Source organism: Streptosporangium sp. NPDC049376 (assembly GCF_044466505.1).
Lineage (GTDB): Bacteria > Actinomycetota > Actinomycetes > Streptosporangiales > Streptosporangiaceae > Streptosporangium.
The window spans coordinates 92,326-116,843 of record NZ_JBITMT010000023.1; the positions used below are offsets into that span (position 1 = coordinate 92,326).

Consider the following 24,518-nt stretch of genomic DNA (forward strand, 5'->3'; position numbering starts at 1 on the left):
GGTGGGCTTGCCCGGCCGACGGCCCGCCCCGCAACCCCGAGGGGACGTCTCCCGCTCCGCCCGCCGCCGTTCGAAGGGCCGCCCGGACGGCGGCGGGCGGAGCCCCCGACGTGACGGCCTCAGCGGACCGGAGGGTTGCCCCCGGGGTACTGGAAGCCCCACACCTGGTTCCAGCGGTTCCCTTCCGTACCCGTCCTGATGCAGCTCCATGCCTGCAGGCGTGCCTGCTGGCCGGGTATACCGCTGGAGGAGGCGTCCAGGCACCTGCCGTTCGCGCGGTTCCTGATGATCATGTAGGTCTCGGGAAAGCACACGCAGGGCTCGTGCGGCGGGATGATGTAATCGGTTCGCCACTCGGCCGGCGCGTACCCGGACTCGCAGTAGGTGTCCTGAACGATGGACACACCCTCCCGGGGGTCACCGTCCAAGGGTTGCAGGCACTGACCGGAGTGACGGGCCTTTATGCGGAAGTATCCGTTTCCGTTGTCGAGGAACTCGAACTCCTGCGAGTGGCTGGCATTGTCCGGCCACAGGAAGACGCCCTGCCTCGGATTGGTGGACGCCCACATCACGTCGGCGCGCAGTCCGCTGATCCGGTTCACGATCTCCGCGTAACGCGTTTCCGCGTACGCCGGCGTGGACGTGCCTGCCGCGAAGGACACGGCGACCAGGACCAGCGCCATGACCAGGGCGCTGAACGTCAACCGCCTCTCCCCGGGATTCAACGAGGTCGGCCTTCTGCCTTTTCGCGGCAGAAAGCCGATCCTGGCACGGGAAAATCTCATGATTTCTCCTCGTCTGGTCTGGACAATGAGGGCCGCGCGGGCGGGTTCACCGTGGTCCTGTCGTGGCACGGTTTCGGTGGTCTCCGGCACCGGTAACGGCCATGCCGGAAAATGGGCCGCTCCCTTCGGGGGTTGAGCGTGGTCGGCTCTGATGATCAGGAGGATGAACCCGGCGTAGGGGTGATCGGTGACTCGCGACGCTCGGCACGCCTCCGATTTCTCAGGTGCCGCATTCGCTTTTCGCCGACACCAATGTTAAACAGGCGTGCCGCGGACGGCGATGGCGTTCACCCACCGAATGTTCACCGAGCGCCGGACGAAATGGGATGAGCGATTCCGGGGCCGTATTACGGCTCGCCGCGGCGCTGGCCGGAAAGGCGAAAAACAGCGCCAGGAAGTTCCGGGCCGTCAGCGCCCTCCCAGCCGCGATCAAGACTTGGCACGATGCTTCTCAACGCCCGGACTCCGGGCGAAAGATCAATGTCACCGCGCCGGTAGTACACCTCTGATCACAAACAACTACCTTTCGTATTTATCCTCACACCTTGCGTGACCACGGTTGGAGTTCCATGCCCTCACGACGCGCTCTGCCGGTCACCGCCACGACCCCGTCTCTCCCCCTGACCCGCTCCCCCGGCCCGGTGTCACAAGGCCGAAGCCCTGAACGCGGCCTCGCCCGTACGCCTGCCCGCGCCAAGCCCGTCCCCGCCTGCCGGAACGGGATGGGCTGAGCCCCTCACCGGGGGCTTCGGTCGTCACGGAAAACGACGTCCCCTCGACGTGACCCGCCCTGAGGTGTCGTGTCACAGCCATGCGCGAAACCCGACCTTGGAGGTGCGATGCTCCCGCAGGAGAAGGCTCTGCGACTCGCGGCAGCCGGCATGCTGCCCGCGTACATCTACGATCTGGACGGTCTTCGCCGCCACGCCGGCGTGGTCATCGGCGCCGTGAACGGCGCCGCTCAGGTGTTGTACGCCGTCAAGGCCAACCCCGACGCACGGGTTCTGCGCGCCCTCGCACCCTTCGTTGACGGGTTCGAGGTGGCCTCGGGCGGTGAGCTGGCCTTCGTGCGAAAGCTCCTGCCGCAGGCATGGGTCGCCTTCAGCGGTCCCGGCAAGACCGACGCCGACTTGAGGCTCGCGCTCGAACTCGGCGTCGAACGGGTGCACGTGGAGAGCCCCGGCGAACTCACCAGAATCGCCCGGATCGCCCGAGGGCGGCCGGTGGACATCCTGTTGCGGGCCAATCTGCGTCCGCCCGCCGTGCACGGGCAGACCACGACCGTCACACCCTTCGGCATGGACGAGCCCACGCTGGAGGCGTGCCTGCCGATCCTGCGCGCGGCTCCCCGGATCCGCGTGCGCGGCATCCACAGCCACCTGGCATGGGGCCTGCCCGCCCCCGCCATGGCCGAGGTGGCCGCCTACGTCGTCACCTGGGCCTCGTCCTGGCTGAACCGGCACCTGCCGGGCGTCGAGCATCCCGAGATCGATCTCGGCGGGGGGATGCTGGTCGACTACGCCGATCCGGACAGTCGTTTCGACTGGGCGGCCTACGGTGCCGCCCTGGCGGCCCTGCGCTCCCCCGGGCCGCTGCGCATCGAGCCCGGACGCTCACTGTGCGCCTACCAAGGCTGGTACGTCACCGATGTCCTGGACATCAAGACCAGCCACGGACAATGTTTCGCGGTGCTGCGCGGCGGCACCCAGCACCTGCGCACCCCGGTCGCCAGAGGGCACGACCAGCCGTTCACCGTCATCCGCCCCACCGGCCGGACACCCGCCTACAGCGGCACGATCACCCTGGTCGGCCAGCTCTGCACCCCCAAGGACGTCTTCGCCCGGGACGTGTCCGTCACCGGGCTGAGCCCCGGCGATCTGATCGTCTTCGGTCTGGCCGGCGCCTACGCCTGGAACCTGTCCCACCACCAGTTCCTCATGCATCCCGAACCCACCTTTCACTACCTCGACCGGGAAGGCGCATCGTGATCATCGACGAGTCCGGAGACCCGCAGCAGACCTGGCAGTACGCGGAGCGATACCTGGGCGGCGGCACCCGTGACTACAGCGCCTATGCGGCACACCTGGACATCGGCGACCGCTACCACCCGCAACGGGGACTGCCACGCTTCCAGGTGCCCACCTTCCGGGTGCCGCCCGAGATGGGCACGTTCCTGGCCGGAGACCTGCCGAGCAAGGTGAGCGGCCTGTACGGCGACGCGGACGAATTCCTGCTGCCCGTCCATCCGGAGACGCTCGCCCATCCGGACCTTCCCGAACGCCGGACACTGCGTCGCCTGCGACGCGGCCCCGAGCTGACCGTGGTGCCCTCCGCGAACGCCCGCACCGTGTTCGTCGAACGCGTCGGCGGCGCGTCCACCGAGCCGCACTTCGTCAAACTGCACTACCCCAAACGGCTGTCACGCTTCACCCGCCGCCTGCGGCAACCGATCATCACCCTTGAACTGTGGACGGCCGCGGAACTGACCCGCAACGAGCTCCCCGTGCTCTGCGAGGTGGCGGGCGGAGTCCTGGGACACCGGCCGCGCGACGCCTGGGGCTTCCTCGTCCGCGAGGCGGGCCCGCGCACGGGCACCGCCGTCGGACCGCCCGGCGGGAACTCCGCAACCGCTGACATCCTCGCCTCGCCCCTGCGGTACACGGTGCCGCTGTTCGCCCTGTACGGCCGTGACATCCTCCAGCCTCGGCACCCCGCCGTGCTGACGCAGCTCATCTCCCGTAGCGGCGAAGACCCGACACAGTGGCTGGTCCGCCGCGTGGTGGCACCCATGGTCGCCCTGTGGACCCGCGCCGCCACGCGCACCGGATGCGCCCTGGAGATGCACGGCCAGAACACCCTGTTCGGCTACGACCTCGACGGGCGGCGCACGGCCGTCTTCTACCGGGACTGCGCCATCAACGTCGACCCGGCCATCCGCCTTCGGCAGGGCCTGACGCGTCCGCTGCCACCGGTCAACATCATCTCCCGCGACGTACGGCACCCCGCGGCGCACGTCTTCAGCCTCGCCTACGACAGCTTCATGGCCCACCACGCGCTGGAGCGCCTGGTCCAGGTCGCCACCGACACCCTCGCCGTGGACCCCCACCGGCTGCGGCAGGCGGCCTGCGAGGCCTTCGTCGCGCACGATGGCCCGACCCTCGGCCTGCCCTCCACCGTCTTCTACTACGACGACGAACTGCACCCCGACGGGCAGTGGTCCCTGCGCGACACCGGCGCGAGCCCCCGCTGGCGGCCCGGATCGCCCACATGAAGGGCCACACCTACTGTTCAGTCTTGACTGGATAAACTACTAGCTTGATTCAGTATCGACTGTATTGTCCGGGGCATGGAGAGCTCCGATCGCCCCGCCCTCGCCGTGCACCTGTCCGGCGGCAGGCTGTCCCACCTGTTCGCCGGCGAGCTGGGGCTGCCGTTCCGGCCCTATGTGCTGTGGACGCGGCTACGGGCGGCGATGTCGTCGCTGGCGGACGGCGCCCTGCTCACCGAGGCCGCGCACACGGCCGGGTTCGCGGACTCCGCCCACCTGACCAGGGTGGTCCGCCGGATGATGGGCCAGGCACCCTCCACCCTGACGACCGGGGTGCGATGGGTGCCTTGACGCTCTCCGGCCCGAAGGACGGAGTACCACGGACGAACCCGGTAGCAGGATCGTTCAAGCCCCGCCGCCACTCTCTCGGCCAGGCTTGGTTTCGTGATTCTCGTGATCGGCGCCGGACAGGCGGGGCTCGCGGCAGGCCGCGAACTGCGCATGGCCGGACATGACGTGCTGCTGCTGGAGGCCCACCCGCGGCTGGGCGAGTCCTGGCGACGCCGCCGGGAATCTTTGCGCCTGTTCACCCCCGCCTCCCTGAGCGCGCTGCCCGGCCTGCCCATGCCCGGCGCCGACCGCTATCCGGGCAAGGACGAGGTGGCCGACTACCTGCGGGCGTACGCGGCCCACTTCGAGTTGCCGGTCCGGCTCGGCACCACCGTTTCCCTGCTGCGCACCGCCGACGGCCGGACCATCGCCCCGTGGAGCGTGATCTGGGCGACCGGCTACCGCCCCGACTACCGCTGGCTGCGGGTTCCCGGTGCCCTGGCCGGCGGGCTGCCCCGCCACAGTGAGGGGATCAGCCCGGTACCCGGTTTGGCCTACCTGGGCCTGCCCTTCCGGCGCTGCCGAGGTTCGGCCCTGCTGGGCTGGGTGGGCGAAGACGCCGCACCGGTCGCCAGGGGCCTGGAGGGCCGCAGACGCCGCTGAGATGGTTCGCGTCGCCGTCCCGTCACCCCGCCAGAGCCGCGCGGAGGAACTCGAAGATCTCCGCCTGGGCGACCTCGGCCTGCGGTTCCACCCCTGGCAGGGTGAGGAAGGCGTGCCGCGCCTGCGGATACTCGGTGAGCCGTACGGACGTCCCGGCCGCCCGCAGTCGCCCGGCGTAGCGGCGGCCGTGATCGGCGACCGCGTCCTTGGTCGGCACCACGAGCAGCGCGGGAGCGAGCCCGCTCAGATCATCGGCGTACAGCGGCGAGAACGCGCGGGCGTCGGTTCCCGGCGGGACGGCGAGCCGTCGCAGGAACCGCAGGAGCGACAGGGCAGGGGTCGGGCTGTAGGCGTACTCAGCCACGGAGGGGTAGTCGCACATCGTCTCGGTCACCTCGACCACGGGGTTGACCAGCACCTGCGCCCGGAGCCGCAGGCCCGCGTCCCGGGCCCGGACGGCCGTCAGGGCGCTGACCAGTGCGCCGAAGCTCTCGCCGGCGACGGCCGTACGCGTTGGATCGACGCCCCACCGTGCGGCGTTTTCCACAATGTGCCGCAGGACGTCCCAGCCGTCGTCGGCGGCATTGGCGAGGGGGCTGCCCGGGGCGACGAGGCGGTGCTCGACGGAGACGACGAGCGCGGGCAACCGGGCGGCGAGGTGGCTGTTGGTCCAGTCGCACTGCGCCGCTGTGCCCACAAAACCGCCTCCGTGCACGTGGACCACGAGGGGCAGGCCGGTCCTGGCGGTGGTTTCGCCGCCGGCAGGAGACACCGGCCGGTACACCCGGACCGGAAGGTCGCGACCCGGCAGCGCGATGTCCTGCCATTCGACGGCGGCTCCGGGGTCCGGCTCTCCGAGGATCGCCCGTGCCGCGCCGGAGGCCCGCCAGCGGTTCTCCGCAGTGCGGTAGGCGATCAGTTGCTTGACCGTCATCGTGGAGAAGTCCGGCTCCGGCGGCCGTTTGACGGCAGTGGTCTCGCTCATCTCGCCTTCTCTCTTCTTCCAGCCAGCAGACGCCTCCATTATGCACGCAGTGCGTGCATCAGCAAGTGCATAAGATATGCTGATCCGGGCGCGGACGAGAGGGGCGAGATGACAGGCCGAAGGCGTTGGTCGACGGAGGAAATCCTGGACACGGCGGCGGAACTGCTGCGCACGGACGACGCCGAGTCGTTCAGCGTTCGCAGGCTCGCCGCGACGCTCGGGACCGACTCCTCCAGCCTCTACCGGCACTTCCGCAACAAGACCGAGCTTCTGCGCGCGGTCGCCGACCGGATCCTGGTGGCCGCGATGGACGGCTACCGCCCCGAGGGTGACTGGAGGCAGCGCATCACCGCGACAGCCCTGCGCCTGAGAGAGGCCTTCGGCCGGCACCCCCAGCTCGCCGCGGTCTGGGGACGCTACGGATCCGGCGGCGCCGGTTCCCGGCTGGTCATGGAGGAGGCACTGCAGGCTTTGCGGACCTCTGGCCTGCCCGATGAGGAGATTCCCTCCCGCTACCACCGGCTCGTGATCCTCCTCTCCGCACTGATCGTCTCCGAGGCCGGAATCGGCACCCTCACCCCGGACGAGTACGAACAGGGCATGGAGCAGTTCCGCGTCGCGGTCCTCGGGGCCGACCCCGACCGCTTCCCCGCCCTGGCCCACTTCGCCCGCGAGATCCGCCCCCTCGGAGCCGACCGCCGGGCCGCGTTCGATGAGATCCTCGCCGCCCACCTCGCCCGGATCGAGGCCGCGATCCCCTGACACGCCTCCCGGTGGTGCCGTGTCACCACGCTCCGTTCGAAACGCGGCGGTCGCAGAGCCGGCGCACCGGTCGGACCGGACGCGGCCGTCAGCCGGGGCTCGGCGTCGTCACGGCGGGGCCCGGTCCTGCGGGGTCCGCCTCGGCGCGGAGGATGCGCCAGCTGAGATAGGCGCAGACGCCCGTCGCGGGCGTGGTCAGCAGTGTGCTGGCGATCCCGAGCGCGACCACCTGCCCGGCCAGGTACAGAGGCACCATCAACGCCGTGCCGAGGGCGAACTTCGCCAGGAAGATCGCCGTGCACCTCTGGTAGCGCCGCCGCCTCGCGCGATCCCGCCGCCAGCCGAACCGATCGTCACGCGCCGCCCCCAGCACCAGCCCGACCACCGGCCACCGCACCAGCACGGACACCAGGAACACGGCCCCGCCGACCGCACTGGTCAGCACGCCCACAAGGTAGAAGTCGACCCCGCGCCCGGTGCTCCCCGCAAGCAACGCGGAGACCCCCACCACGAGCAGCCCACCGGCTGCCTGCCAGTACTTCCTGTCGGTCCACACCCGGGCCACCGCGAAGGCGAGCACGCCGACGACCGCGATCAGCGCGGAGGCCGATACGCGACCGCTCGTCAGATAGGCGACCAGGAACAGCGCACGAGACGCGACGGCCTCCGCGAGTGTGCGCCAGCCACCCACCGCGGCGAACAAGGACAGCGACCTCCGCGTCAGCATGGTGAGGTTCATGCGCTCGGCTCCGTGGCGCCGGTCCGCTGCCGGGCTCCCGGGCCGGTTCCGGCCGCCGCGCCGGGAGTGGAGAGGTTGTCGCGGCGCGTCGCGTCCTCGTAGGCGCCGATCGCGGCGCGCAGGTCCCGCTTTCCCCGGGCGGCCTGGACCAGTTCGTCACGCAGGCGGCGGGCGTCCCGCATCGCCAGGTTGCCCCCGAAACCCGGTGCCACGTGGATGGCGTCGCCGATGAGCGTCACCGGAGTGGCCGGCCATGCCGGCGTCGGAGGGATCAGCCCGATCCGCAGCGCGACGGTGAGGTCCGGCCATGCTTGGTCGATGACCAGCCGCAACGTCTGGTGCATGCCGACGGCCAGTCCCCTGGCCCGGTGCCACGCGTCGGCCGGTGAGCCGGTGGAACCGAGCCGTTCCCGCGTGACGGACAGCGTCCACATCACGTAGTCCTCGGCTTCGGCGACGGCGCGGCGGTCCAGGGCGGGCAGCCACTTCTCCCGCGCGGCGGCCGGTGGCCGGGTGAACCGCAACGCGCCCATCGCCATCATCGTGCCGTGCGAGCGCGCGCTGGTGGCGCTGTGGCCGATCAGCTCGGGCAGCCCGGTACCGGCCACGGCCCGCAGCGGTGTCGCGCCCATCACCATGCGCTTTCCCGCGTCGGCCACCCGCACGTGCGGCAGGTACTGGCGCCGGACCGCGGAACCGATGCCGTCCGCGCCGACCAGCACGTCCGCCGTGTCGGTGCCGCCATCGGCGAACCACGCCCGGACGGTGCCGTCGGCCCGCTGCTCGAACCGTGTGAACCGCGCCCCGAACCGCACCGTTTCCTCCAGTCCGGTCAGCAACACCGCCCGTAGCAGCGGCCGGTGCGCCTGCCGGCCGGGCCGCACCGGTCCCGCGGTACCGGCGAGCGGCTGGGTGCGCACGACCTTGAGTTCCCCGTCCACGTCGGACAGGAACAGCCTCCGCTCGCGCGGACCGCCCATGGTCGCCTCCGCCATCGCGACGTGCCGCGGCGGCAGGCACGCGCGCAGCGCGGCGGTTCCCCTGTCGTCGAAATGCAGGCTGACGCCCTGCGGGCGCCCCTGCGGCCCGTCCCTCTCGTACACCATGACGTCGACGCCCGCCTGGCGTAACCCGTGGGCAAGCGTCAACCCGCCAAGTCCGGCACCGACAACGATCACCCGCATTCCGTCCCACCTTTCTTCATCGGTTGATGAAGTTCATCGTACCCGCGCCGGGGAAGAAACATCATCGACTGGTGAAGAAATGTCCGATAGGATCTACCCGCCATGACAGAACACAGTCGTCCCGGACGCTGGCGATCCGGTGAGCAGAGCAGGCAGCAGATCCTGGAGGCCGGCCGCACGCTGTTCCGCGAGAACGGCTACGGCGGCACGACGGTGCGCGCGGTCGCGGCCGAGGCGGGGGTGGACCCGGCCATGGTGTTCTACTTCTTCGGCACCAAGCAGGGCCTGTTCGCCGCGGTCACCGAGATGCCCGCCCACCTGACGTCGGCCATCGAGTCGATGTTCGCCGGCGGTCTCGACGGCATCGGTGAGCGCATCATCCGGACGCTCTTGGAGAACCTGGATAAATCCGACCGCACGCCGCTCGTGATGCTCACCCGGTCGGCCCCCACCCATGAGGCGTCGGAAGCGCTGCTCCGCGAGTTCATCGACCGGGAGATCACCGGCCGGCTCGTGGCGATGCTCGGCACACCGGACGCCGCGCTACGGGCGGGGATGGTGAACGTCCAGGTTCTGGGCCTCGCGGTGGCGCGTTACATCATGCGGATCGAGCCGATCGCCTCCGCGCCCACCGATGAGCTGGTGGCCCGGTTCGGTCCGGTCGTACAGCACTGCCTCACCGGACGACAGGAGACGGCGTGGTGAACGCCGCTCACCATGTTCTCCGCCTCCTATGAGCCGGTCAGGCCGGCGTCGCCGCCGAACATCGTCGCGGCCTGGCGGCCCGCGGCCTGGTTCCCGGTGACGTAGGGCCGTAGCTCTTCCTCGTAGGCGGCGAAGGCGGCCGTGTGGTCTCCGGCCGCCGAGGCGAGGTTTCCGGCGAGCGCCCGGGCGCCGATCAGCGCCTGTGAGGTGCCCATGCCGCTGGTCGGGGCGGCGCAGTAGCCCGCGTCGCCGACCAGGGCGATCCGGCCGCACGACCAGCGGTCCAGATGGACCTGGCAGGCCGAGGAGAAGTAGAAGTCGTCCGCTTCGCTCATCGCCTCCAGCAGCCGGGGCGCCTGCCCACCGAAACCGGCGAAGGCCTCCCGCACCGCGTTCTCCTGCTCGTCTCGGCCGCGTCGGTCCAGTGCGGGTGAGGCGGTGGCGAAGGAGAAGCTGACGGTAAGGCGGTCCGGCGCGCCGGAACCGAACAGGTAGAGGGCCGCGCCAGGGCCTTGCTGCAGCAGGCCGCCACGCTCCAGGCCGAGGTGGTTGGCGGTGCTGAAACCGGCTCCGGACAGGCCCAGGTGGCGTAGCGCCCCGGCGTGCGGGCCGAAGGCCAGTTGCCGCACCTTGGAGTGGACGCCGTCGGCTCCGATCACCATGTCGAACTCCCGGGCGGCTCCGCGCTCGAACTCGACCGTGACGCCCGACCCGTGCTGGGTCAGCGCGCTGATCGAGTCGTCGAACACGTAGGTCACGTCGTCGGCGGTGATGCGGTGAAGGATCCGGGTCAGTGCCTGCTTCGGCACCTCCAGTTCACCGGCGAACGCCTCGGCGGGCAGCCGTCCGGTCTCCACGCCCTTGTCGTCCAGCAAGGTGGTGCCGCGCATCTTCGTGTCGTGCCCACGCATCTCGACGAGGACGCCCAGGTCCTCCAACACGTCGAACGCCTCACCGCGGAAGTCCACCGCGTATCCGCTGTCACGAAGCTCAGGGGCTCGCTCGACCACGCTCACCTCGTATCCGTCGCGGTTCAGGAAGAAGGCGAGGGCGGGCCCGGCCACACTCGCACCGGAGATCAGAACTTTCGTCTTGGTCACGGGGCATGACGGTAAGCCGATTTGCCCATTTGGTCAATCCATTTGGATAGACCGAACGGTCAAATCATCGGCTATGCTGCACCGCATGGGAAACCGAGAGGATCTGCTGGCCGGGGCCAAGCGGTGCCTGATCGAACGCGGCTGGGCTCACACGACCGTCCGGGACATCGCCTCGGCCGCCGGAGTGAGTCATGCCGCCATCGGCTACCACTTCGGCTCCAAGGACGCGCTGCTCACCCAGGCCCTGGTGGAGGCGGTCGACGAACTCAGCGACGAACTCGCCCACCGCACCTCTTCGGACGAGCCGGAGCGACACTGGCAGGCCCTGATCGACAGCTTCACCACCCACCGGGCGTTGTGGGTGGCGCAGCTTGAGGCCGTGGTGCAGGCGGAGCGGTCACCGGAGGTGCGCGAACACCTCGCCAGAGGGCAGCGGGAGGGGCGAGAGGGACTCGGCGGCTCGGTCCCCCTCGCCCTGCTGACCGGTCTGATGATGCAATGGCTGCTTGATCCGGACCACGCTCCCTCAGGCGCGGACGTGATCGCCGAACTCCGGTCGCTCACCACCGAACCCTGATCCGGCTCGGCCCCGAAGGTGACCGCTCAGGCGAAATCAGTCGGCGGGCCTGCCGAACCAGCGGGAGAGGTGGTCGTCCAGATCCTGCTGGTCGTCGCCGACCCAGGCGACGTGGCCGTCGGGACGTAGCAGAACGCACGGAACATCCAGCGCCGCGGTGGGATCCGCGAGGTGGTCGACCCGGTCCGACCAGCCGCCCGCGGTCAGGCGTTCGGTGCGGTCCAGCAGCAGGCCGCGGCCGTGACGCAGCAGATCGTAGAGGCGGCCCTGCTTCACCTCGATGTCACGCAGGTGGCGGCCAAGCAGGTCGGGGCCCGCGCCGAAGTCGTAGCGGACGCCGATCGCGGTGATCTTCTCGATCAGGTGGCGGTTCACCTCGTCGAAGTCCATCAGTTCGGTGAGCAGCCTGCGCACGGCCTGCGGGCCCGGTTCGGTGGACAGCAGTTCCGTCTGCGCGCGGGTGTTGTCCAACACGTCCTCGGCGACGGGGTGCCGTTCGGCCTGGTAGGTGTCCAGCAGTGTTTCCGGGGCCCAGCCGCGGATCTGCGCGGCCAGTTTCCAGCCGAGGTTGAACGCGTCCTGAACGCCAAGGTTCAGGCCCTGTCCGCCGATGGGTGGATGGATGTGCGCCGCGTCACCGGCCAGCAACACCCGCCCGACCCGATAACGCTCGGCCAGCCGGGTGGCGTCCCCGAAGCGGGACAACCAGCGCGGGGAGTGCACGCCGAAGTCCGTTCCGGCGACGGCGCGCAACCGCTGTTTGAAATCTTCGAGGGTGGGCGGTTCCGCGCGGTCCCCGACTCCCTCGGCGGGGACCAGAACGCTGTAGACCCCTCCCCCGAAGGGCCGCAGCCAGAATCGCTGATGGCTCTCGCGGACCTCGGCCGTCCTGGCCGCGATCTCCTCCTGCGGCGCACCCACTTCCATCTCGCCCATCAACGTCTCGGCCCGCGAGGGCTCGCCGGGGAAGCCGACGCCGAGCAGTTTGCGCACCGTACTGCGCCCGCCGTCACAGCCGACGAGATAGCGCGAACGCAGCCGTCGCCCGTCGGCCAGCTCGACGGTCACGCCCTCGTCGTCCTGCTCGAAACCGGTCACCGTCCAGCCACGCCGGACCTGAGCGCCCAGCTCGATGGCGTGTTCTTCGAGGAGACGTTCGATGACCGGCTGCGGGATGCCCAGCAGATAGGCGTGCGCGGAGTCCAGGTTCTCGGGCGCGGGTTTGGGGATGGCGGCGAAGAAACCACCGGCCGGACGCCGCCTTCCGTGTTCGAGGACGCGGTCCAGCAGTCCGCGCATCGCCATCAGCTCAAGACTGCGGGCGTGCAGACCGACTATGCGGACGAACGACTTGGGCTCGGTCTCCTTCTCAAGGACGAGCACCCGCACATCGTGCAGCCGCAGTTCCGCGGCCAGCGTCGCGCCGGTCGGCCCGCACCCGGCGATGATCACGTCGAAAACGAGAGGCGCGTGATCGGCGCCCGGGGCTGCCGGGGTGAAGTCGCGCTCGACCGTGTCGTTCGACGACAGCCCAGCGGTGACCTGCGAAAAGTCCATGGTGTTGCCTTCCGGGAGTGCCTTGTTGGCGAGGCGCTCCCGGCGACACCTACGTCAATCGCCCGGCCGTGACGGGAAGGGGGAGCACCCACATCGATACAGCGTTCATGGGTCTCACCTCCTCGGCGGTGTCACGGTCAGCTGCAAGCTACCAGTCCGATGCGATCCCGCCCACTCCTTTTTCCGCCACGTGATCACGGCGCCGAACAAGTCCGTACGGTGGTCCGGTCGACCCTCTGTTCGCAGAGCTGGGAAGCCATTGGAAGACCCCAAGCCGACCCAACGGGGCCGACGGCGGTCGCTCACTCACAGCTTTGCCGCCTCAGAGCGCCCAACAGACGCGATCGACCTCTCCGGGAGGGCTCCTAGGGTGGGGATGTGCTTTTTGGGAGATCGGTGGAGATCGGTGCGCTTGACGAGGTGATCGCGGGGGCGCGTGAGGGACGCGGCGGCGCCGTGGTGTTGCGGGGGGAGGCGGGGACGGGGAAGACCGCGCTGCTCGACGCGGCGGCGGCGCGGGGCGGGTCGATGCGGGTGTTGCGCACCACGGGCGTCGAGTCGGAGTCCGATTTGGCGTTCGCGGCGTTGCACCAGGTGCTGTGGCCGGTGACCGGGTCACTCGACGCGTTGCCCGAGCCGCAGCGCGACGCCGTGCGCGCCGCGCTGGGCATGGCGGCGGGGGGCGCGGGTGACCGGTTCCTGGTGGGGGCCGGGGTGCTGTCGCTGCTGGCCGAGGCCGCCGCGCCGGACGGGCTCATCTGCGTGGTCGACGACTTCCAGTGGGTCGACCGCGCCTCGGCCGACGCGCTGCTGTTCGCCGCCCGGCGGCTCGGGACCGAACGCGTCGCCATGCTGCTCGCCGTACGCGGTGACGCGCCGGTCAAGGGGGTGACGGCGGCGGTGGACGTACGGGGGTTGCCGGAGGCGGCTGCGGACGAGTTGCTGGAGACGCGTCACGGGGAGATGCCCGCGCCGGTGAGGCGCGAACTCGTCACGCTGACCGGCGCGAACCCGCTCGCGTTGGGCGAGATCGCCGCCCGGTTGACGCCCGCGCAGCTCACCGGCCGTGAGCCACTGCCCGATCCGTTGCCGGGCGGCTCCCGGCTGTTCGGCGACCTCGTGGCCGGTCTGTCCCCCGATGCCCGGCTGGTCGCGCTGGTCGCCGCCGTCGAGACCGACCTGTCCCTCGTCCTGCGCGCCGCCGCCGGCCTGCTTCCCCGGCCCGGCTCCGAACCCGGGCGGGTCGCGTTGGGCGAGCTGGAGACGGCGGGGCTGGTCGAGACGGCGGGCGACGGGGTGCGGTTCAGGCATCCGCTCATACGCTCGGCGGTCCACGAGGCAGCCCAAGGAGCTGACGTGCGGCGGGTGCATGCCGTCCTCGCGGAGTCGGCCACGGGCGACCGGCGGGCCTGGCATCTGGCGAGGGCCGCGCTGGGCCAGGACGAGAGGGTCGCCGCCGAACTGGAACAGGCCGCCGAACGGGCACGCGACCGGGGCGGGTACGCCGCCGCCGCGACCGCCCTGGCCAGGGCCGCCGAGCTGACGCCCGGACCGCACACCCGAGCCGTACGGCTGAAGGACGCCGCCGTCGCGGCCTGGCTCGGCGGCCGTCCGGGACAGGCGGAGTCCCTGCTGGCCGAGGCCCGCGAACGCGCGGGTGCCGACGCCACCCTGGCCATGGAGATCGCCCGGCTCAGGGGCAGGTTCGAGCTCAACTCGGGCAACGCCGCCGAAGCCGTACGGATCCTCGCGGCGGGCGACGGCCTGGACATGCTGGCCGACGCCTCGGAGGCGGCCTCGTACGTCGGCGACATGGGCTCGGTCGTCGAGCTCGGCAGGCGGGCGGCGGCGCACCCGGAGGGGTTCCTGCGGGACGTCGTGGCCGGGATCGGCCTGACCGTGGACGGTGACGCCTCCGGACCGGTCCTGCTGCGGCGGGCGCTGGCCAGGACGGGCGAGCTGGAGGACGCGGCGGGATGGCTGTGGGCGTCGGCCGCGGCCAGTTACCTGGGCGAGCCGGATCTGGCCAACGAGCTGGCGGGCCGCGCGGGGCGGGTGGCCAGAGTGTCGGGGATGGCCGGGCAGCTGCCGGTGGTGCTGGAGTTCGTGGCGACCGCCGAGCGCATCGCCGGGCAGCTCGCGCGCAGCCAGGCCGTCTCGGAGGAGGGCCTGGAGCTGGCCCGGGAGGCCGGATACGCCAACACGGTGGCCGCCCATCTCGCCAACCTGGCGGTGCTGGCCGCGCTGCGCGGCGAGGAGGAGGCCTGCGAGCGGCAGGCGCGGGAGGCGCTGGCGATCGCCGTCCCGCACCGGGTGGGGCTGCGGATCGGGGTGGCCGCGTACGCACGGGCGCTGCTCGACCTGTGCCTCGGCCGGTACGCCTCCGCGCACGACCGTTTCACGGCCATCGCGTCGGCGGGGCCGGGCGGCGGGCACCCGACCGTGGTGTGGCGCACGACCCCCGACCGGTTGGAGGCGGCCGTGGGCGCGGGTGACGAGGCGGGCGCGCGGGCGGCGCTGGAGGCGTACGAACGATGGTCGGCGAACGCGGCGACGCCCGAGTCACGCGCGCTGCTGGCCCGCTGCCGCGGCCTCGCCTGCTCCTCCGAGGACGCCTTCCTCGAAGCGCTGAAGCTGCACACCAACCCCTTCGAGGCGGCGAGGACGTCCCTGCTGCTCGGCGAACGGCTACGCCGCGCGCAACGGCCGGGTGAGGCGCGGGCGCACCTGCGTACGGCATGGGAGACGTTCGAGCGGGCGGGGGCCAGGCCGTGGGCGCGGCGCGCGCAGGAGGAGCTGCGCGCGGCGGGTGAGTCGCACGCGGCCCCCGCGTCTCTGCTGGACGCGCTGACCCCACAGGAGCTGCGCATCGCGGGCCTGGTCGCCGACGGTCTGTCGAGCAAGCAGATCGCCGCCCAGCTGTTCCTGAGTCCGCGTACGGTCGAGTACCACCTGTACAAGATCTATCCCAAACTGGGCATCGGCTCCCGTACGGATCTGGCGCGGCTAGTAGTTCTACAGAAGGCGCCCGTAGCCGGCGACGGCATGCTTTGAGACATGCAAAACGTCACCATCTGGAGTGAAGAGTTCGGCGCCGAGACGGATGCGCCGATCCTATTGATCATGGGTTCGATGTCGCAGGCCATCCTGTGGCCGGACGAGTTCGTCGGCCGGCTGACCGCAGGAGGCCGCCGAGTGATCCGGTACGACCACCGGGACACCGGCATGTCGGGCACCGTCGACTTCGCGGCCCACCCGTACACGTGGAACGACATCAAGGACGATGTCTACCGCGTGATGGACGCCCACGGGCTGGACAGCTCCCACCTGGTGTGTCACTCGGCGGGCGGCCTGCTCGGCCAGTACGTCGCCGTGGAACGCCCGGAGCGGGTGCGTTCGCTGACCGTCATCGGCTCCTCGCCGCTCGGCGGCAGGGAGGGCGAGGTGATCATGCGGGCCCTGATGGGACAGCCACAGCCCGAGGGCAGCCTGCCGGAGCCGACGCCGGCGTTCGTGGACTTCTACCGCGCGCTGATCGCCGGCCCGCCGCCGGAGGGCAGGCGCGCGACGATCGACGGCATGATCGCCGAACAGCGTCTCCTGCACGGCGACGAACTGCCGTTCGACGAGGACGCGGCGCGCCGGCTGCAGGAGCGGATCTACGACCGTGCCCGCGACCTGTCGGCCGTGGCCAACCACCGGCTGGCCGCCATGGCCAAGCCGGACTTCGAGCCGGAGGGCGTGCTGCACCGGGTGAAGGCGCCCACCCTGGTCATCGAGGGCAGCTGCGAGCCGGCCAAGCCGGGCCACAGCGCGATCATCGCCGAACGCGTCCCCGGGGCGCGGCTGATGATCATCGAGGGCATGGGGCACACGCTGCCGCCGGAGGTGCACGAGGAGCTGGCCGCCGCCGTCCTCGCGCACACGGCCGGGCGGTGAGCGCGGCTCAGGCGGAAACCGCGTCCGGCGGAGGCGCGGAGGTCGGTCAGGGGCCGCCCCTCACACGGTGTTCATGGGGCGGATGCCCGCCGCGTGCCGTTTCGACCTGTTTGAAACCGCCTTGAGCAGGCCGCGTCATGGAACGTCGGAGGCCACGGGCAGGTCGAGCGTGGCCAGCGCGCCGCCTTCGGGAGGGTTGGTGAAGGTGAGACGGGCACCCAGCACGGCGGCCTGGCCTGCGGCGATGGTCAGACCCAGCCCGTGGCCCGCGGCGGCCGGGTCGCCGCCTTTGCGGAAACGCATCGGCCCGTCGCGCAGCAGATGGTCGGGGAAGCCGGGACCGTGGTCATGGACGGTGACGCGGAGGCCGTCCACGACCACGGTGATCGGCGGCCGGCCGTGCCGGGTGGCGTTGGTGAGCAGGTTCGCCAGGATGCGCTCCAGGCGGCGCGGGTCGGTGGCGACCACGGTGCCGGTGCGGACACGCACCTGCGCGTCGGGGACGAAGGCGGTCGCCCGGCGCGTGACGAAATCGCCGAGGGCGACGTCGGACAGGGCGGGGCGTTCGGTGGCGGTGTCCAGGCGGGCCACCTCCAGCACGTCCTCGGTGAGGGCGCGCAGCGCCTTGACGCGGTCCTGGACGATGTCGGTCATCCGTCCCGGCGGCAGGAGCTCGGCGGCGGTGGTCAGGCCGGTGAGCGGGGTGCGCAACTCGTGGGCGATGTCGGCGGTGACCCGGCGTTCGGCCTCCAGACGGCCCTGCAGGGCCTCGGCCATGGCGTCGACGGCGTGGGCGAGTTCGGCGGCCTCGTCATGGGAGCGGCCGCCGATCTCCGCGCCGACCCGGACGGTGGGATCGCCCGCGCTGACGTGGCGGGCGGCGGCCGCGGCCCGCCGCAGCCGGCGTGACAGGCGCGCGCCGACGGCGATCCCGGCCAGGGTGCCGCCGACACCGGCCCCGGCCGAGCCCAGGACCAGGACCCGGTCCAGCGCGGCCAGGTCCGCAAGGCTGGGGCCGTAGTCCGAGCGCAGTGACAGGACGTGACCGCCGGTCCCGGCCGCCGCCCAGACGAAGGTGCCCTCGCGGGTCCGGCGCAGCGCGGTGGCGACGACCCCGTCCCGCGCCGCCGCGCGCAGGTCCGCCGGCACGGCCGGGTCGTCCAGCCGGCTGCCGAAGACCGTCTGGCCGCCTCGGTGGTACTCGCGCAGCAGCAGGCGGATGCGTTCGGCCTGCAGGCGGTGGGCGTCGTCGGCCTGCCTGCGGGCGTAGGCGAGATGGACGCTGAGGCTCAGCGCCACCGCGACCAGGACGCTGACCACGGCGACGGCGGCGCTGATCTTCCAGCGCAGGCTCATCCGCCGCGCTCCCGCCGTACGCTGAGGTCTCGGCCAGGAGCTCACTCGTTCTCCGCGCGCAGTTTGTAGCCGAACCCGCGCACGGTCTCGATGCGGTCGGCGCCGATCTTGTTGCGCAGGCGCTGCACATGGATGTCGGCCAGGCGCGAATCGCCGCCGTAGGCGTAGTCCCAGACGCTCTCCAGCAGCACGTCCCTGCTGAGCACCGTGCCGGGGGACTCGGCGAAACGCAGCAGCAGCCGCATCTCGGTCGGGGTGAGCGCCACCGGCCTGCCGCCGCGCAGCACCCGTACGCCGTCGACGTCGATGTCGACATCACCGAAGCGCAGCTGACGGGCACGCTGCCCGGTGTCCGCACCGGCCGCGCCGTTGCGCCCGCTGCGGCGCAGCACCGCGCGAATGCGGGCCAGCAGCACCGAGCCGTCGAAGGGCTTGGTCACGTAGTCGTCGGCTCCGGCCTCCAGACCGACGACCACGTCGACGGCGTCGTCCCGGGCCGACAGCATGATCACCGGGACGAGGCTCTCGGCGCGGATGCGCCGGCACAGGCTCACCCCGTTCATCCCGGGCAGCATCACATCCAGCAGCGCCACATCGGGAGTGCGGGCGCGAAAGGCCTCCAGCCCGGCCGGCCCGTCGGCGGCGGTGGTGACCGTGAAACCGTCGCGTTCCAAGGTCAGCTGGGTCACCTCCCGGATCACCTCGTCGTCCTCGACGAACAGCACATGCGGGGTCTCGGCGGCGTCCATGGAAATCCTGCCCTCGTCCTTTCGCGTCGTCTCACGCGCCGTCGAGAACGAGCGTGCGGCCGTTCCAGCGCAGCGGTGTCGCCCGGGTGGTGGTCGGGCAGGAGGCGTCGTCGCCCGGAAGGTAGTCCGGCCGGATCAGGACCAGGGCCGCGTCGCGGACCTCCACGCGGCTGCCCGCTCCCTGGTGGGCGTAGACCCGTTCACCCGGCCTGCCCTGTTCGAGGCGGTAGACGTAGGTGCCGCGGGTCCCCTCGTACCCGCAGCTGCGGCCGGGACAGGTGTAGACGGTGACGGCCATCAGGTGGACGCCTTCCGACTGACCGGACAGGGAGATCTCCTCGGAGTAGACCGGGAACCGGCCGCCCTCGCAGCGTCTGATCGCGGAGGTGGTCTTCGTGCCCAGGCGTGGATCCTCCCGCAGCACCCGCAGGCCGTCGAGGTCGGAGGGGACGGCGACCGCGGTCTGCGCCGGCGCCGTGGAGGACGTGCTCCGCCCGGTCTCCTGCCCGGCCGGGTGCTCCAGACGCACCCGAGGATCGATCCCGCACCCGGCCAGGGAGACCGTCCCGGCCACCACGAGACCGAACAGCACGGCTCCCGCGGCGGTGAACCGTTTTTTCAGCGACATGCCGCCGATAATACCGTCCACGCATTGTTACAGAACCTATGGATTACCTCTGGGCGGCCGATGGAAAAGCTGAAATAAACCTACGGAGGCGGCCCCTACGGTGGCGGCCATGGAACACGGAAAAGGGCTGGGAAAGCATCGGAGGCGGACCGTTCTCACCGGCGCGGTTCCGGTGCTGGCCGCCGCCGCGGTTCTCGCGTCCGGCCTGACGGCCCGGACGCTCGCAGCCGCGCCACAACCGGCGGGCCAGACCGGTCAGGCGGGCAAGGCCGTCCACCGCGTCCCCACCGAAGATCGCGTCGTCTTCCTCACCGTCGACGACGGCCTGAAGCGCCACGCGGGGATGATCGACCTGCTGCGCGGGTCAGGCATCAAGGCGACACTGTTCCTGACCGGCCAGTACGTCCGGCAGGACAGCGGCTTCTTCCGCCGAATGCGCTACCGGACCGGCGCGGTGGTCGAGAACCACACCGTCGGCCACCCGGATCTGGCGGGCAGGCCGCGCGCTCTTCAGCACAAGGAGATCTGCGCGGCCTCCGACCGGTTCGAAAAGGACTTCGGCCGCCGCCCCACCTTGCTGCGGCCGCCGTACGGCAGCTTCGACGCCACCACCGTGCAGGTCGCCGCCGAATGCGGCGTCAAACACCTGGTGCGCTGGAGCGCGGAAATCGCCAAAGGCCATATCGAATTCGCCGCCGGTGACCGTCTCGTTCCGGGCGACATCGTTCTCATGCATTTCCGTGACGAATTCAAAGAAGACATCGAAGCATTCATCGATCAGGCGAGGAAAGACGGGCTGACGCCCGCGCTCTTGGAGGACTACCTGAAATGAACCATCCCGCGCACCTTCCGTACGACGCCCCGGTGGCCGCTCCGCCGGTCGTCCGATCCCAGCCCCCGCGGGGGCGGTTGCTGGGCTTGGACGCCGTACGGGCGCTGGCCATCATGGGCATGGTCTACATGCACGTCAGCCCGACCGGATGGCTGAGCCCGGCTCCGATGCGGGACAAACCGGCCGTGCTCGACTGGATCGAGCAGACCGTCTCCGGCCGGTCGATGAGCCTGTTCGTGCTGATGGCCGGCATCTCGGTGGCGCTGATGACCGGTGGAGCCGAATCACTGGACGGCGATCGACTGAAGGTGGCCAGGAAACGGCTTGCGATCCGCGCGGCCATGTTGTTGCTGTTCAGCCTGTGCGTGGACCAGTTGTCCGGCCTGAACCTGTCCATCCTTGAGTTCTACGCCGTGTGGCTGTTGATCCTGATGCCGCTGGTGCGGCTACGGCCGGGCACGCTGCTGGCCGCGGCCGGTGTCCTCGGCGCCGTGCTGCCCGTCTTCTGCTTCGTCGTGCTGAACTACGGCGGCACCTGGGCCATCTCCCCGATGAACACCGGCGCCGAGCCCGCTTTCGGCCTGACGCTGCTGATCCACCCGCAGGACTGGCTCGCCAAGCTCCACCAGTTGCTGCTGGGCGGTGGCTTCCAGACGCCGTACGCGATCCCGCTGCTGCTGGCCGGGCTGGCCATCGGTCGGCTGGACCTGCGCAGCCGCGCCGTACATCGGCGAATGGTTCTTTTCGGCTCGTCGCTGGTCGCCCTCTGCTGGCTGATCTCGTGGTTCGCGCTCGGCCCGCTGGGCGCCGAGCGTGCGCTGGCGGCGATGATGGAGTCCACCGGCGGGCCGATGCTGCAGCCGTGGAGCTCGGTGCTGACCCTGCCGCCGCACCAGCTGTACGCGCTGAGCGTTCCGATGGCACCGATGATGACCGGGGTCGGCCTGCTGCTGCTGGCCGCCTTCCTCACGCTGCTGGAGCGGCCCGGGTGGCGGCGGGCGCTGCTGCCGCTGACCGCCGTCGGAAGCCTGGCGCTGACGTGGTACGCCGCCCACCAGGTCTTCATCGAGCGGGTGGCGGGTGACCCACCGTACGGCTTCGCCCTGTTCGCGGGCATGGCTGTCTTCGCGTTGGTCTTCTCCCCGCTGTGGCTGCGCCGGTTCCGGCGCGGGCCGCTGGAATGGCTGGTCCACCGCGCGATCGTGCTGGCCGTACCGGCTCGCGGCACAGGCCACCGGGCACGCTCATAGTCCCGGCCGGCGGAGGTGCCGATCAGCACCGTCAACTGGTTGCGGGCCGTGTCGACACGGCCGAACGTGCCGCCCCTGCCCGGCATCCGATGCCGGGCAGGGGCGGCACGTCCATGTCCGGCCCGCGTGCGGGCCTGTGGCATGCCGGACGCGGTTACGGACCGACCAGTTCGTAGACCTTGACCGCCATCGGGCCTGCGGGGTCGTAGACGACCTTCACCGGGGTGCGTCCCTCACGGAGCCGCAGGTAGAGGTGGCCGGGGTCGCACTTCACAGTGCCTGTCGCGGACGTGCTCCGGGTGTTGCGGCTCTTGTACGGCGACGGGCCGTAGCCGCACTTCTTGTTGATCTGGCGGTAGTCCAGACCCTCGGTGTAGTCGATCCTGACGGGGTCACCGGCGCGCTTGCCGAGATACCAGTCGCCGCCCGTGCCCTCGCGGTGCGCCCGGTACGGCGTGACGATCATGGCGGAGTTGCCGGACCGCTTCGCCCAGCCGTACACCGTCTTCAGGCCCGATGCGGCGGCCAGGGCCGGTGCCGAGGGCGCGGCGAGGGCGGGTGAAGGGGAGGCGACGAACAGGAACGCCGCCACGGCAGCCAGAGTCGTGACAGCCGATGTCTTGCGCATTTCTTCTCTCCGTTCGGGGTAACCAAAGATCATCTTGCCATGCAGTCGCCCCGGAATAAGGGGCCTTGCGCAGTGAGTCATCACATAGCCGGACAAACCAACCTTTCGCCCAGAAAATGCGTCACAGGCCCGGCAGCGCCCTTTCCGTAGGCCCGAACCGGACGGGCCCACCTCCTTCGGCCGCCGGCCGTCGGCAGAGCGCCGGCGAAGGGCGCCCCGCCCACGTGGAGATCCACCGTCGGTGACGGCCCAGGACTCCCGAAGCCACGGCCAAGGGCGAAGGGGTGGGTCGATCAAGCTCAGCAGCTCCCCCGGTGACCGCGCAGGACGTTCAGGACGTCGGAGTGCAGGATGGGGGCGGCGGCGACGAAGGTGGACGAGGCCGGAGTCCACGGGTCGCCGTCGGCGTCGGTGACGAGCGCTCCGCCTTCCCGGGCGATCAGGGAGCCTGGCAGCAGGTTGTTGGCGTCGTGGCCGTACTCCCAGAAGACGTCCACGTGTCCGGAGCCGACCTGGGCGACCTGGAGGGCGGTCGGGCCGAGGTTGCGTACGGCCAGGGTGTGACGCAGCATGGCCGTCAGCGATGCGCCCGCGCGCTCCGGCTCCGGGTTGTAAGGGGGCTGGCTGGTGCAGGCCAGTGCCGCGGAGAGCCGTTTGGCCGAGGTCCTGACCCTGCGCCCGTTGAGGTGGGCTCCACCACCCTTGACCGCGGTGTAGAGAGCGTCCAGCTGGGGCGCCCACAGCACTGCCAGCACGGGCTCACCGCCGGCGATCAGGGTGATCGTCACGCCCCAGTGGGGCAGCCCCTGCAGGAACTGGACGGCGCCGTCCACCGCGTCGCACACCCATGTCTCGCCGTGATCGGCCACCACCGTGCCGATCTCGTCGGGACTCCAAGCGCTCTGCGGCCGCAGGGCGCCGAGGCGTTCGCGCAGGAACTCCCCCGCAGGCCCGTCGACCGTGCCGAACGCCTCCATGACCGAGGCCATACTCGCCCCGACCGCGGCGGGGCGGTGCTCCTGCACGTAGGCGCCCACCTGCCGCGCGATCCCGATGACCTGCGGCAGCAGTTCCCGATAACTCATTGTCCTGCCTCCCTCGACGGTGTCCTTGACCCCAGAAGTACTGTCGAAGCGCGGCAAGGCGGCCCAGGAACCTGTCCAGACGGCGGATATCAGACATGAAGCATGTTTCTACGGTGGATTCCGGCATCACCCTCGATGACCTGGATCGGCGCATCATCGGGGCCCTCCAGGTTGACGGACGGGTGGAGATCTGCCGTATCGCGACCGTCCTGGGCGTCTCGGCCCGTACGGTCACCCGCCGCCTCACGCGTATGCGCGAGGGTGGCATCACCGTCGTGCGGACGATCACGGCCGAACAGAGCATCGGTGCCACGCTGCTACGGGTGCGGGTCCTGCGCGGCAAGGTCGACACCATCGCCGCGTCCTTCGCCAGGCGCCCCGACGTCGGATCCGTCGACATCGTGATGGGCGGCGAGGAGATCGACGTTCTGGTCGTCGCCGACCCCGGCGATCGTGATCGGCTGCTTTTCCGCCAGCTGCCCGCCACAGGCGCCATCACCTCCACCACCGCGCACAGTGTTCTGCACACTTTCGCCGGCGCTGCCGGCTGGCGGGCCGACGTTCTCACACCCGGCCAGGTCGCCGCCCTGGCCCAGCCCTCTCCTGGCATGGCCTCGCACACACCTGATCTCCTTGACGAGCGGTTGCTCGGCCTGCTCGCCGAGGACGCCCGGCTCTCCCACGCCGCTCTGGCCCACCGCACCGGCGCCTCGGAAAGCACCGTCCGGCGACGCCTGCGCCACCTCACGGACGGCGGCATGCTTCGTACGCACGTCACCGTCGATCCGCGCCTGCTGGGGCTGGCCGTCGACGCCAACCTGTGGCTCGAAGTTCCGCCGGCCCGGCTCCGTACGGCCGGGCAGACGCTGGCCACCCACCCTCACACCCACGCCGTGGCCGCCACCACCGGCCCCACCAATCTCGTGGTCGCGCTTTACTGCCCCGACCTGCACGCGCTGTACGCCTTCACCACCGACGTCCTCGGGCCGCTGGGCATCACGCGCGCGGAGACCGTCGTCATCGCCAGAACCGTCAAGCCGATGGGCGCAGGCCCTTGGTCCGCACAGCGGAGCGGCGACTGACGCGCGGGCAAAGGCCCTGGTGGGCACACCGGGGACTCACCTTCGGGCTTCTTCGCGTGCCCGCGCGAAGTGGCTTGAGAAACGCGTGAAACTCTCGCTGGGCCGAGGCCGACGGGTGTGCTTCCTTGAGCGCGTGCCGCTCATGACCGCCGCGGGAACTCCGGGCGTCGCCGCTTCGACGACGGCCGGGAACACCCCGTGGCGCACGGGAACGCGGCGCTAGGAGCTGTTTAGAGTTCGGATCATGTGGTTGAGGTAAGGAGCTTCAGCCACATGATCGAGCCTCGGAGGTAGAGCCCGGCCTCGTAGCTTTC

General features: G+C 70.8%; 23 protein-coding genes. 12 read left to right on the forward strand and 11 right to left on the reverse strand.

The features are described from left to right. Positions 1 to 119: 119 nt before the first annotated feature. Positions 120 to 704: an RICIN domain-containing protein gene (locus ACIBVQ_RS35310; protein ID WP_399182950.1), complete on the reverse strand. Its 585-nt coding sequence runs from the start codon at positions 702 to 704 to the stop codon at positions 120 to 122. A 920-nt stretch (positions 705 to 1,624) separates the two neighbouring features. Here ACIBVQ_RS35310 and ACIBVQ_RS35315 point away from each other — a divergent pair. From ACIBVQ_RS35315 to ACIBVQ_RS35330, 4 genes are all read left to right on the forward strand, one after another. Continuing rightward, positions 1,625 to 2,773 (forward strand): alanine racemase, encoded by a 1,149-nt coding sequence (locus ACIBVQ_RS35315; protein WP_399182952.1) that lies wholly within the window; start codon positions 1,625 to 1,627, stop codon positions 2,771 to 2,773. Next, entirely contained in the window at positions 2,770 to 4,056 is a 1,287-nt protein-coding gene (locus ACIBVQ_RS35320; protein WP_399182954.1) for a ferric iron reductase, read from the forward strand. Before ACIBVQ_RS35315 ends, ACIBVQ_RS35320 begins: the two co-directional genes overlap by 4 nt. 75 nt (positions 4,057 to 4,131) lie before the next feature. Beyond that, the gene (locus ACIBVQ_RS35325) at positions 4,132 to 4,404 is read left to right on the forward strand and encodes a helix-turn-helix domain-containing protein (protein ID WP_399182956.1); all 273 of its coding nucleotides are present in this window, start codon (positions 4,132 to 4,134) and stop codon (positions 4,402 to 4,404) included. A gap of 93 nt (positions 4,405 to 4,497) precedes the next feature. Beyond that, complete coding sequence (locus ACIBVQ_RS35330; protein WP_399182958.1) at positions 4,498 to 5,046, forward strand: NAD(P)-binding domain-containing protein; 549 nt, start codon at positions 4,498 to 4,500, stop codon at positions 5,044 to 5,046. A 22-nt stretch (positions 5,047 to 5,068) separates the two neighbouring features. Here ACIBVQ_RS35330 and ACIBVQ_RS35335 read toward each other — a convergent pair whose 3' ends face one another. After that, positions 5,069 to 6,031 (reverse strand): alpha/beta hydrolase, encoded by a 963-nt coding sequence (locus tag ACIBVQ_RS35335; RefSeq protein WP_399182960.1) that lies wholly within the window; start codon positions 6,029 to 6,031, stop codon positions 5,069 to 5,071. Positions 6,032 to 6,139: 108 nt separating this feature from the next. On the opposite strand from ACIBVQ_RS35335, the gene ACIBVQ_RS35340 reads away from it, so the two are divergent. Then, entirely contained in the window at positions 6,140 to 6,793 is a 654-nt protein-coding gene (locus ACIBVQ_RS35340; RefSeq protein ID WP_362785251.1) for a TetR/AcrR family transcriptional regulator, read from the forward strand. An 88-nt stretch (positions 6,794 to 6,881) separates the two neighbouring features. On the opposite strand, the gene ACIBVQ_RS35345 is transcribed toward ACIBVQ_RS35340, so the two are convergent. Further along, the gene (locus ACIBVQ_RS35345; RefSeq protein WP_386196899.1) at positions 6,882 to 7,532 is read right to left on the reverse strand and encodes a DUF3159 domain-containing protein; all 651 of its coding nucleotides are present in this window, start codon (positions 7,530 to 7,532) and stop codon (positions 6,882 to 6,884) included. Next, positions 7,529 to 8,716 (reverse strand): FAD-dependent oxidoreductase, encoded by a 1,188-nt coding sequence (locus ACIBVQ_RS35350; protein ID WP_399182963.1) that lies wholly within the window; start codon positions 8,714 to 8,716, stop codon positions 7,529 to 7,531. Before ACIBVQ_RS35350 ends, ACIBVQ_RS35345 begins: the two co-directional genes overlap by 4 nt. Before the next feature lie 102 nt (positions 8,717 to 8,818). On the opposite strand from ACIBVQ_RS35350, the gene ACIBVQ_RS35355 reads away from it, so the two are divergent. Next, on the forward strand, positions 8,819 to 9,421 hold the full coding sequence (locus ACIBVQ_RS35355; RefSeq protein WP_352012153.1) for a TetR family transcriptional regulator: 603 nt from the start codon (positions 8,819 to 8,821) through the stop codon (positions 9,419 to 9,421). Positions 9,422 to 9,447: 26 nt separating this feature from the next. On the opposite strand, the gene ACIBVQ_RS35360 is transcribed toward ACIBVQ_RS35355, so the two are convergent. Beyond that, complete coding sequence (locus ACIBVQ_RS35360; RefSeq protein ID WP_399182965.1) at positions 9,448 to 10,521, reverse strand: FAD-dependent monooxygenase; 1,074 nt, start codon at positions 10,519 to 10,521, stop codon at positions 9,448 to 9,450. Positions 10,522 to 10,606: 85 nt separating this feature from the next. Between ACIBVQ_RS35360 and ACIBVQ_RS35365 the strand changes: the two genes are divergently transcribed. Continuing rightward, positions 10,607 to 11,098 carry a TetR/AcrR family transcriptional regulator gene (locus ACIBVQ_RS35365; RefSeq protein WP_386196925.1) on the forward strand — a complete coding sequence of 164 codons (492 nt, stop codon included), beginning with the start codon at positions 10,607 to 10,609 and terminating at the stop codon, positions 11,096 to 11,098. Positions 11,099 to 11,134: 36 nt separating this feature from the next. On the opposite strand, the gene rox is transcribed toward ACIBVQ_RS35365, so the two are convergent. Next, a complete protein-coding gene (rox, locus tag ACIBVQ_RS35370) occupies positions 11,135 to 12,655 on the reverse strand; it encodes a rifampin monooxygenase (RefSeq protein WP_399182967.1) in 1,521 nt (506 codons plus the stop codon). Positions 12,656 to 13,033: 378 nt separating this feature from the next. Between rox and ACIBVQ_RS35375 the strand changes: the two genes are divergently transcribed. Together ACIBVQ_RS35375 and ACIBVQ_RS35380 are read left to right on the forward strand one after the other, a co-directional pair. Beyond that, positions 13,034 to 15,709 (forward strand): ATP-binding protein, encoded by a 2,676-nt coding sequence (locus ACIBVQ_RS35375; RefSeq protein WP_399182969.1) that lies wholly within the window; start codon positions 13,034 to 13,036, stop codon positions 15,707 to 15,709. 78 nt (positions 15,710 to 15,787) lie between these two features. Next, entirely contained in the window at positions 15,788 to 16,594 is an 807-nt protein-coding gene (locus ACIBVQ_RS35380) for an alpha/beta fold hydrolase (protein ID WP_399182971.1), read from the forward strand. Between the two features lie 135 nt (positions 16,595 to 16,729). Here ACIBVQ_RS35380 and ACIBVQ_RS35385 read toward each other — a convergent pair whose 3' ends face one another. From ACIBVQ_RS35385 to ACIBVQ_RS35395, 3 genes are read right to left on the reverse strand one after another with little or no spacing between them, the layout of a single operon-like run. After that, on the reverse strand, positions 16,730 to 17,950 hold the full coding sequence (locus ACIBVQ_RS35385; protein WP_399182972.1) for an ATP-binding protein: 1,221 nt from the start codon (positions 17,948 to 17,950) through the stop codon (positions 16,730 to 16,732). A gap of 41 nt (positions 17,951 to 17,991) precedes the next feature. After that, positions 17,992 to 18,699: a two-component system response regulator CseB gene (gene cseB / locus ACIBVQ_RS35390; protein WP_352012145.1), complete on the reverse strand. Its 708-nt coding sequence runs from the start codon at positions 18,697 to 18,699 to the stop codon at positions 17,992 to 17,994. A 31-nt stretch (positions 18,700 to 18,730) separates the two neighbouring features. Further along, entirely contained in the window at positions 18,731 to 19,327 is a 597-nt protein-coding gene (locus ACIBVQ_RS35395) for a hypothetical protein (protein ID WP_352012144.1), read from the reverse strand. 109 nt (positions 19,328 to 19,436) lie between these two features. On the opposite strand from ACIBVQ_RS35395, the gene ACIBVQ_RS35400 reads away from it, so the two are divergent. After that, positions 19,437 to 20,159, forward strand: a complete 723-nt coding sequence (locus tag ACIBVQ_RS35400) for a polysaccharide deacetylase family protein (protein ID WP_399182975.1) — start codon at positions 19,437 to 19,439, stop codon at positions 20,157 to 20,159. After that, positions 20,156 to 21,409, forward strand: coding sequence for a DUF418 domain-containing protein (locus ACIBVQ_RS35405; protein WP_399182977.1), 1,254 nt, complete (start codon positions 20,156 to 20,158; stop codon positions 21,407 to 21,409). The genes ACIBVQ_RS35400 and ACIBVQ_RS35405 overlap by 4 nt, the downstream gene beginning before the upstream one ends. A 154-nt stretch (positions 21,410 to 21,563) precedes the next feature. On the opposite strand, the gene ACIBVQ_RS35410 is transcribed toward ACIBVQ_RS35405, so the two are convergent. After that, positions 21,564 to 22,037 (reverse strand): hypothetical protein, encoded by a 474-nt coding sequence (locus ACIBVQ_RS35410; RefSeq protein ID WP_352012141.1) that lies wholly within the window; start codon positions 22,035 to 22,037, stop codon positions 21,564 to 21,566. Positions 22,038 to 22,336: 299 nt separating this feature from the next. Next, positions 22,337 to 23,122: an inositol monophosphatase family protein gene (locus ACIBVQ_RS35415; protein WP_399182980.1), complete on the reverse strand. Its 786-nt coding sequence runs from the start codon at positions 23,120 to 23,122 to the stop codon at positions 22,337 to 22,339. Between the two features lie 113 nt (positions 23,123 to 23,235). Between ACIBVQ_RS35415 and ACIBVQ_RS35420 the strand changes: the two genes are divergently transcribed. Beyond that, positions 23,236 to 24,204, forward strand: coding sequence for an Lrp/AsnC family transcriptional regulator (locus ACIBVQ_RS35420; protein ID WP_399182982.1), 969 nt, complete (start codon positions 23,236 to 23,238; stop codon positions 24,202 to 24,204). Positions 24,205 to 24,518: the final 314 nt, after the last annotated feature.

What these genes read in the sequence shown, in the direction of transcription:
- ACIBVQ_RS35340 (WP_362785251.1), top strand. Translation starts at nt 6,140, where the DNA reads ATGACAGGCCGAAGGCGTTGGTCGACGGAGGAAATCCTGGACACGGCG.
- ACIBVQ_RS35395 (WP_352012144.1), bottom strand. Translation starts at nt 19,327, where the DNA reads ATGTCGCTGAAAAAACGGTTCACCGCCGCGGGAGCCGTGCTGTTCGGT.
- ACIBVQ_RS35385 (WP_399182972.1), bottom strand. Translation starts at nt 17,950, where the DNA reads ATGAGCCTGCGCTGGAAGATCAGCGCCGCCGTCGCCGTGGTCAGCGTC.
- ACIBVQ_RS35315 (WP_399182952.1), top strand. Translation starts at nt 1,625, where the DNA reads ATGCTCCCGCAGGAGAAGGCTCTGCGACTCGCGGCAGCCGGCATGCTG.
- ACIBVQ_RS35345 (WP_386196899.1), bottom strand. Translation starts at nt 7,532, where the DNA reads ATGAACCTCACCATGCTGACGCGGAGGTCGCTGTCCTTGTTCGCCGCG.
- ACIBVQ_RS35350 (WP_399182963.1), bottom strand. Translation starts at nt 8,716, where the DNA reads ATGCGGGTGATCGTTGTCGGTGCCGGACTTGGCGGGTTGACGCTTGCC.
- ACIBVQ_RS35365 (WP_386196925.1), top strand. Translation starts at nt 10,607, where the DNA reads ATGGGAAACCGAGAGGATCTGCTGGCCGGGGCCAAGCGGTGCCTGATC.
- ACIBVQ_RS35410 (WP_352012141.1), bottom strand. Translation starts at nt 22,037, where the DNA reads ATGCGCAAGACATCGGCTGTCACGACTCTGGCTGCCGTGGCGGCGTTC.
- rox (WP_399182967.1), bottom strand. Translation starts at nt 12,655, where the DNA reads ATGGACTTTTCGCAGGTCACCGCTGGGCTGTCGTCGAACGACACGGTC.
- ACIBVQ_RS35335 (WP_399182960.1), bottom strand. Translation starts at nt 6,031, where the DNA reads ATGAGCGAGACCACTGCCGTCAAACGGCCGCCGGAGCCGGACTTCTCC.
- ACIBVQ_RS35380 (WP_399182971.1), top strand. Translation starts at nt 15,788, where the DNA reads ATGTCGCAGGCCATCCTGTGGCCGGACGAGTTCGTCGGCCGGCTGACC.
- ACIBVQ_RS35400 (WP_399182975.1), top strand. Translation starts at nt 19,437, where the DNA reads ATGGAACACGGAAAAGGGCTGGGAAAGCATCGGAGGCGGACCGTTCTC.
- cseB (WP_352012145.1), bottom strand. Translation starts at nt 18,699, where the DNA reads ATGGACGCCGCCGAGACCCCGCATGTGCTGTTCGTCGAGGACGACGAG.
- ACIBVQ_RS35415 (WP_399182980.1), bottom strand. Translation starts at nt 23,122, where the DNA reads ATGAGTTATCGGGAACTGCTGCCGCAGGTCATCGGGATCGCGCGGCAG.
- ACIBVQ_RS35405 (WP_399182977.1), top strand. Translation starts at nt 20,156, where the DNA reads ATGAACCATCCCGCGCACCTTCCGTACGACGCCCCGGTGGCCGCTCCG.
- ACIBVQ_RS35355 (WP_352012153.1), top strand. Translation starts at nt 8,819, where the DNA reads ATGACAGAACACAGTCGTCCCGGACGCTGGCGATCCGGTGAGCAGAGC.
- ACIBVQ_RS35325 (WP_399182956.1), top strand. Translation starts at nt 4,132, where the DNA reads ATGGAGAGCTCCGATCGCCCCGCCCTCGCCGTGCACCTGTCCGGCGGC.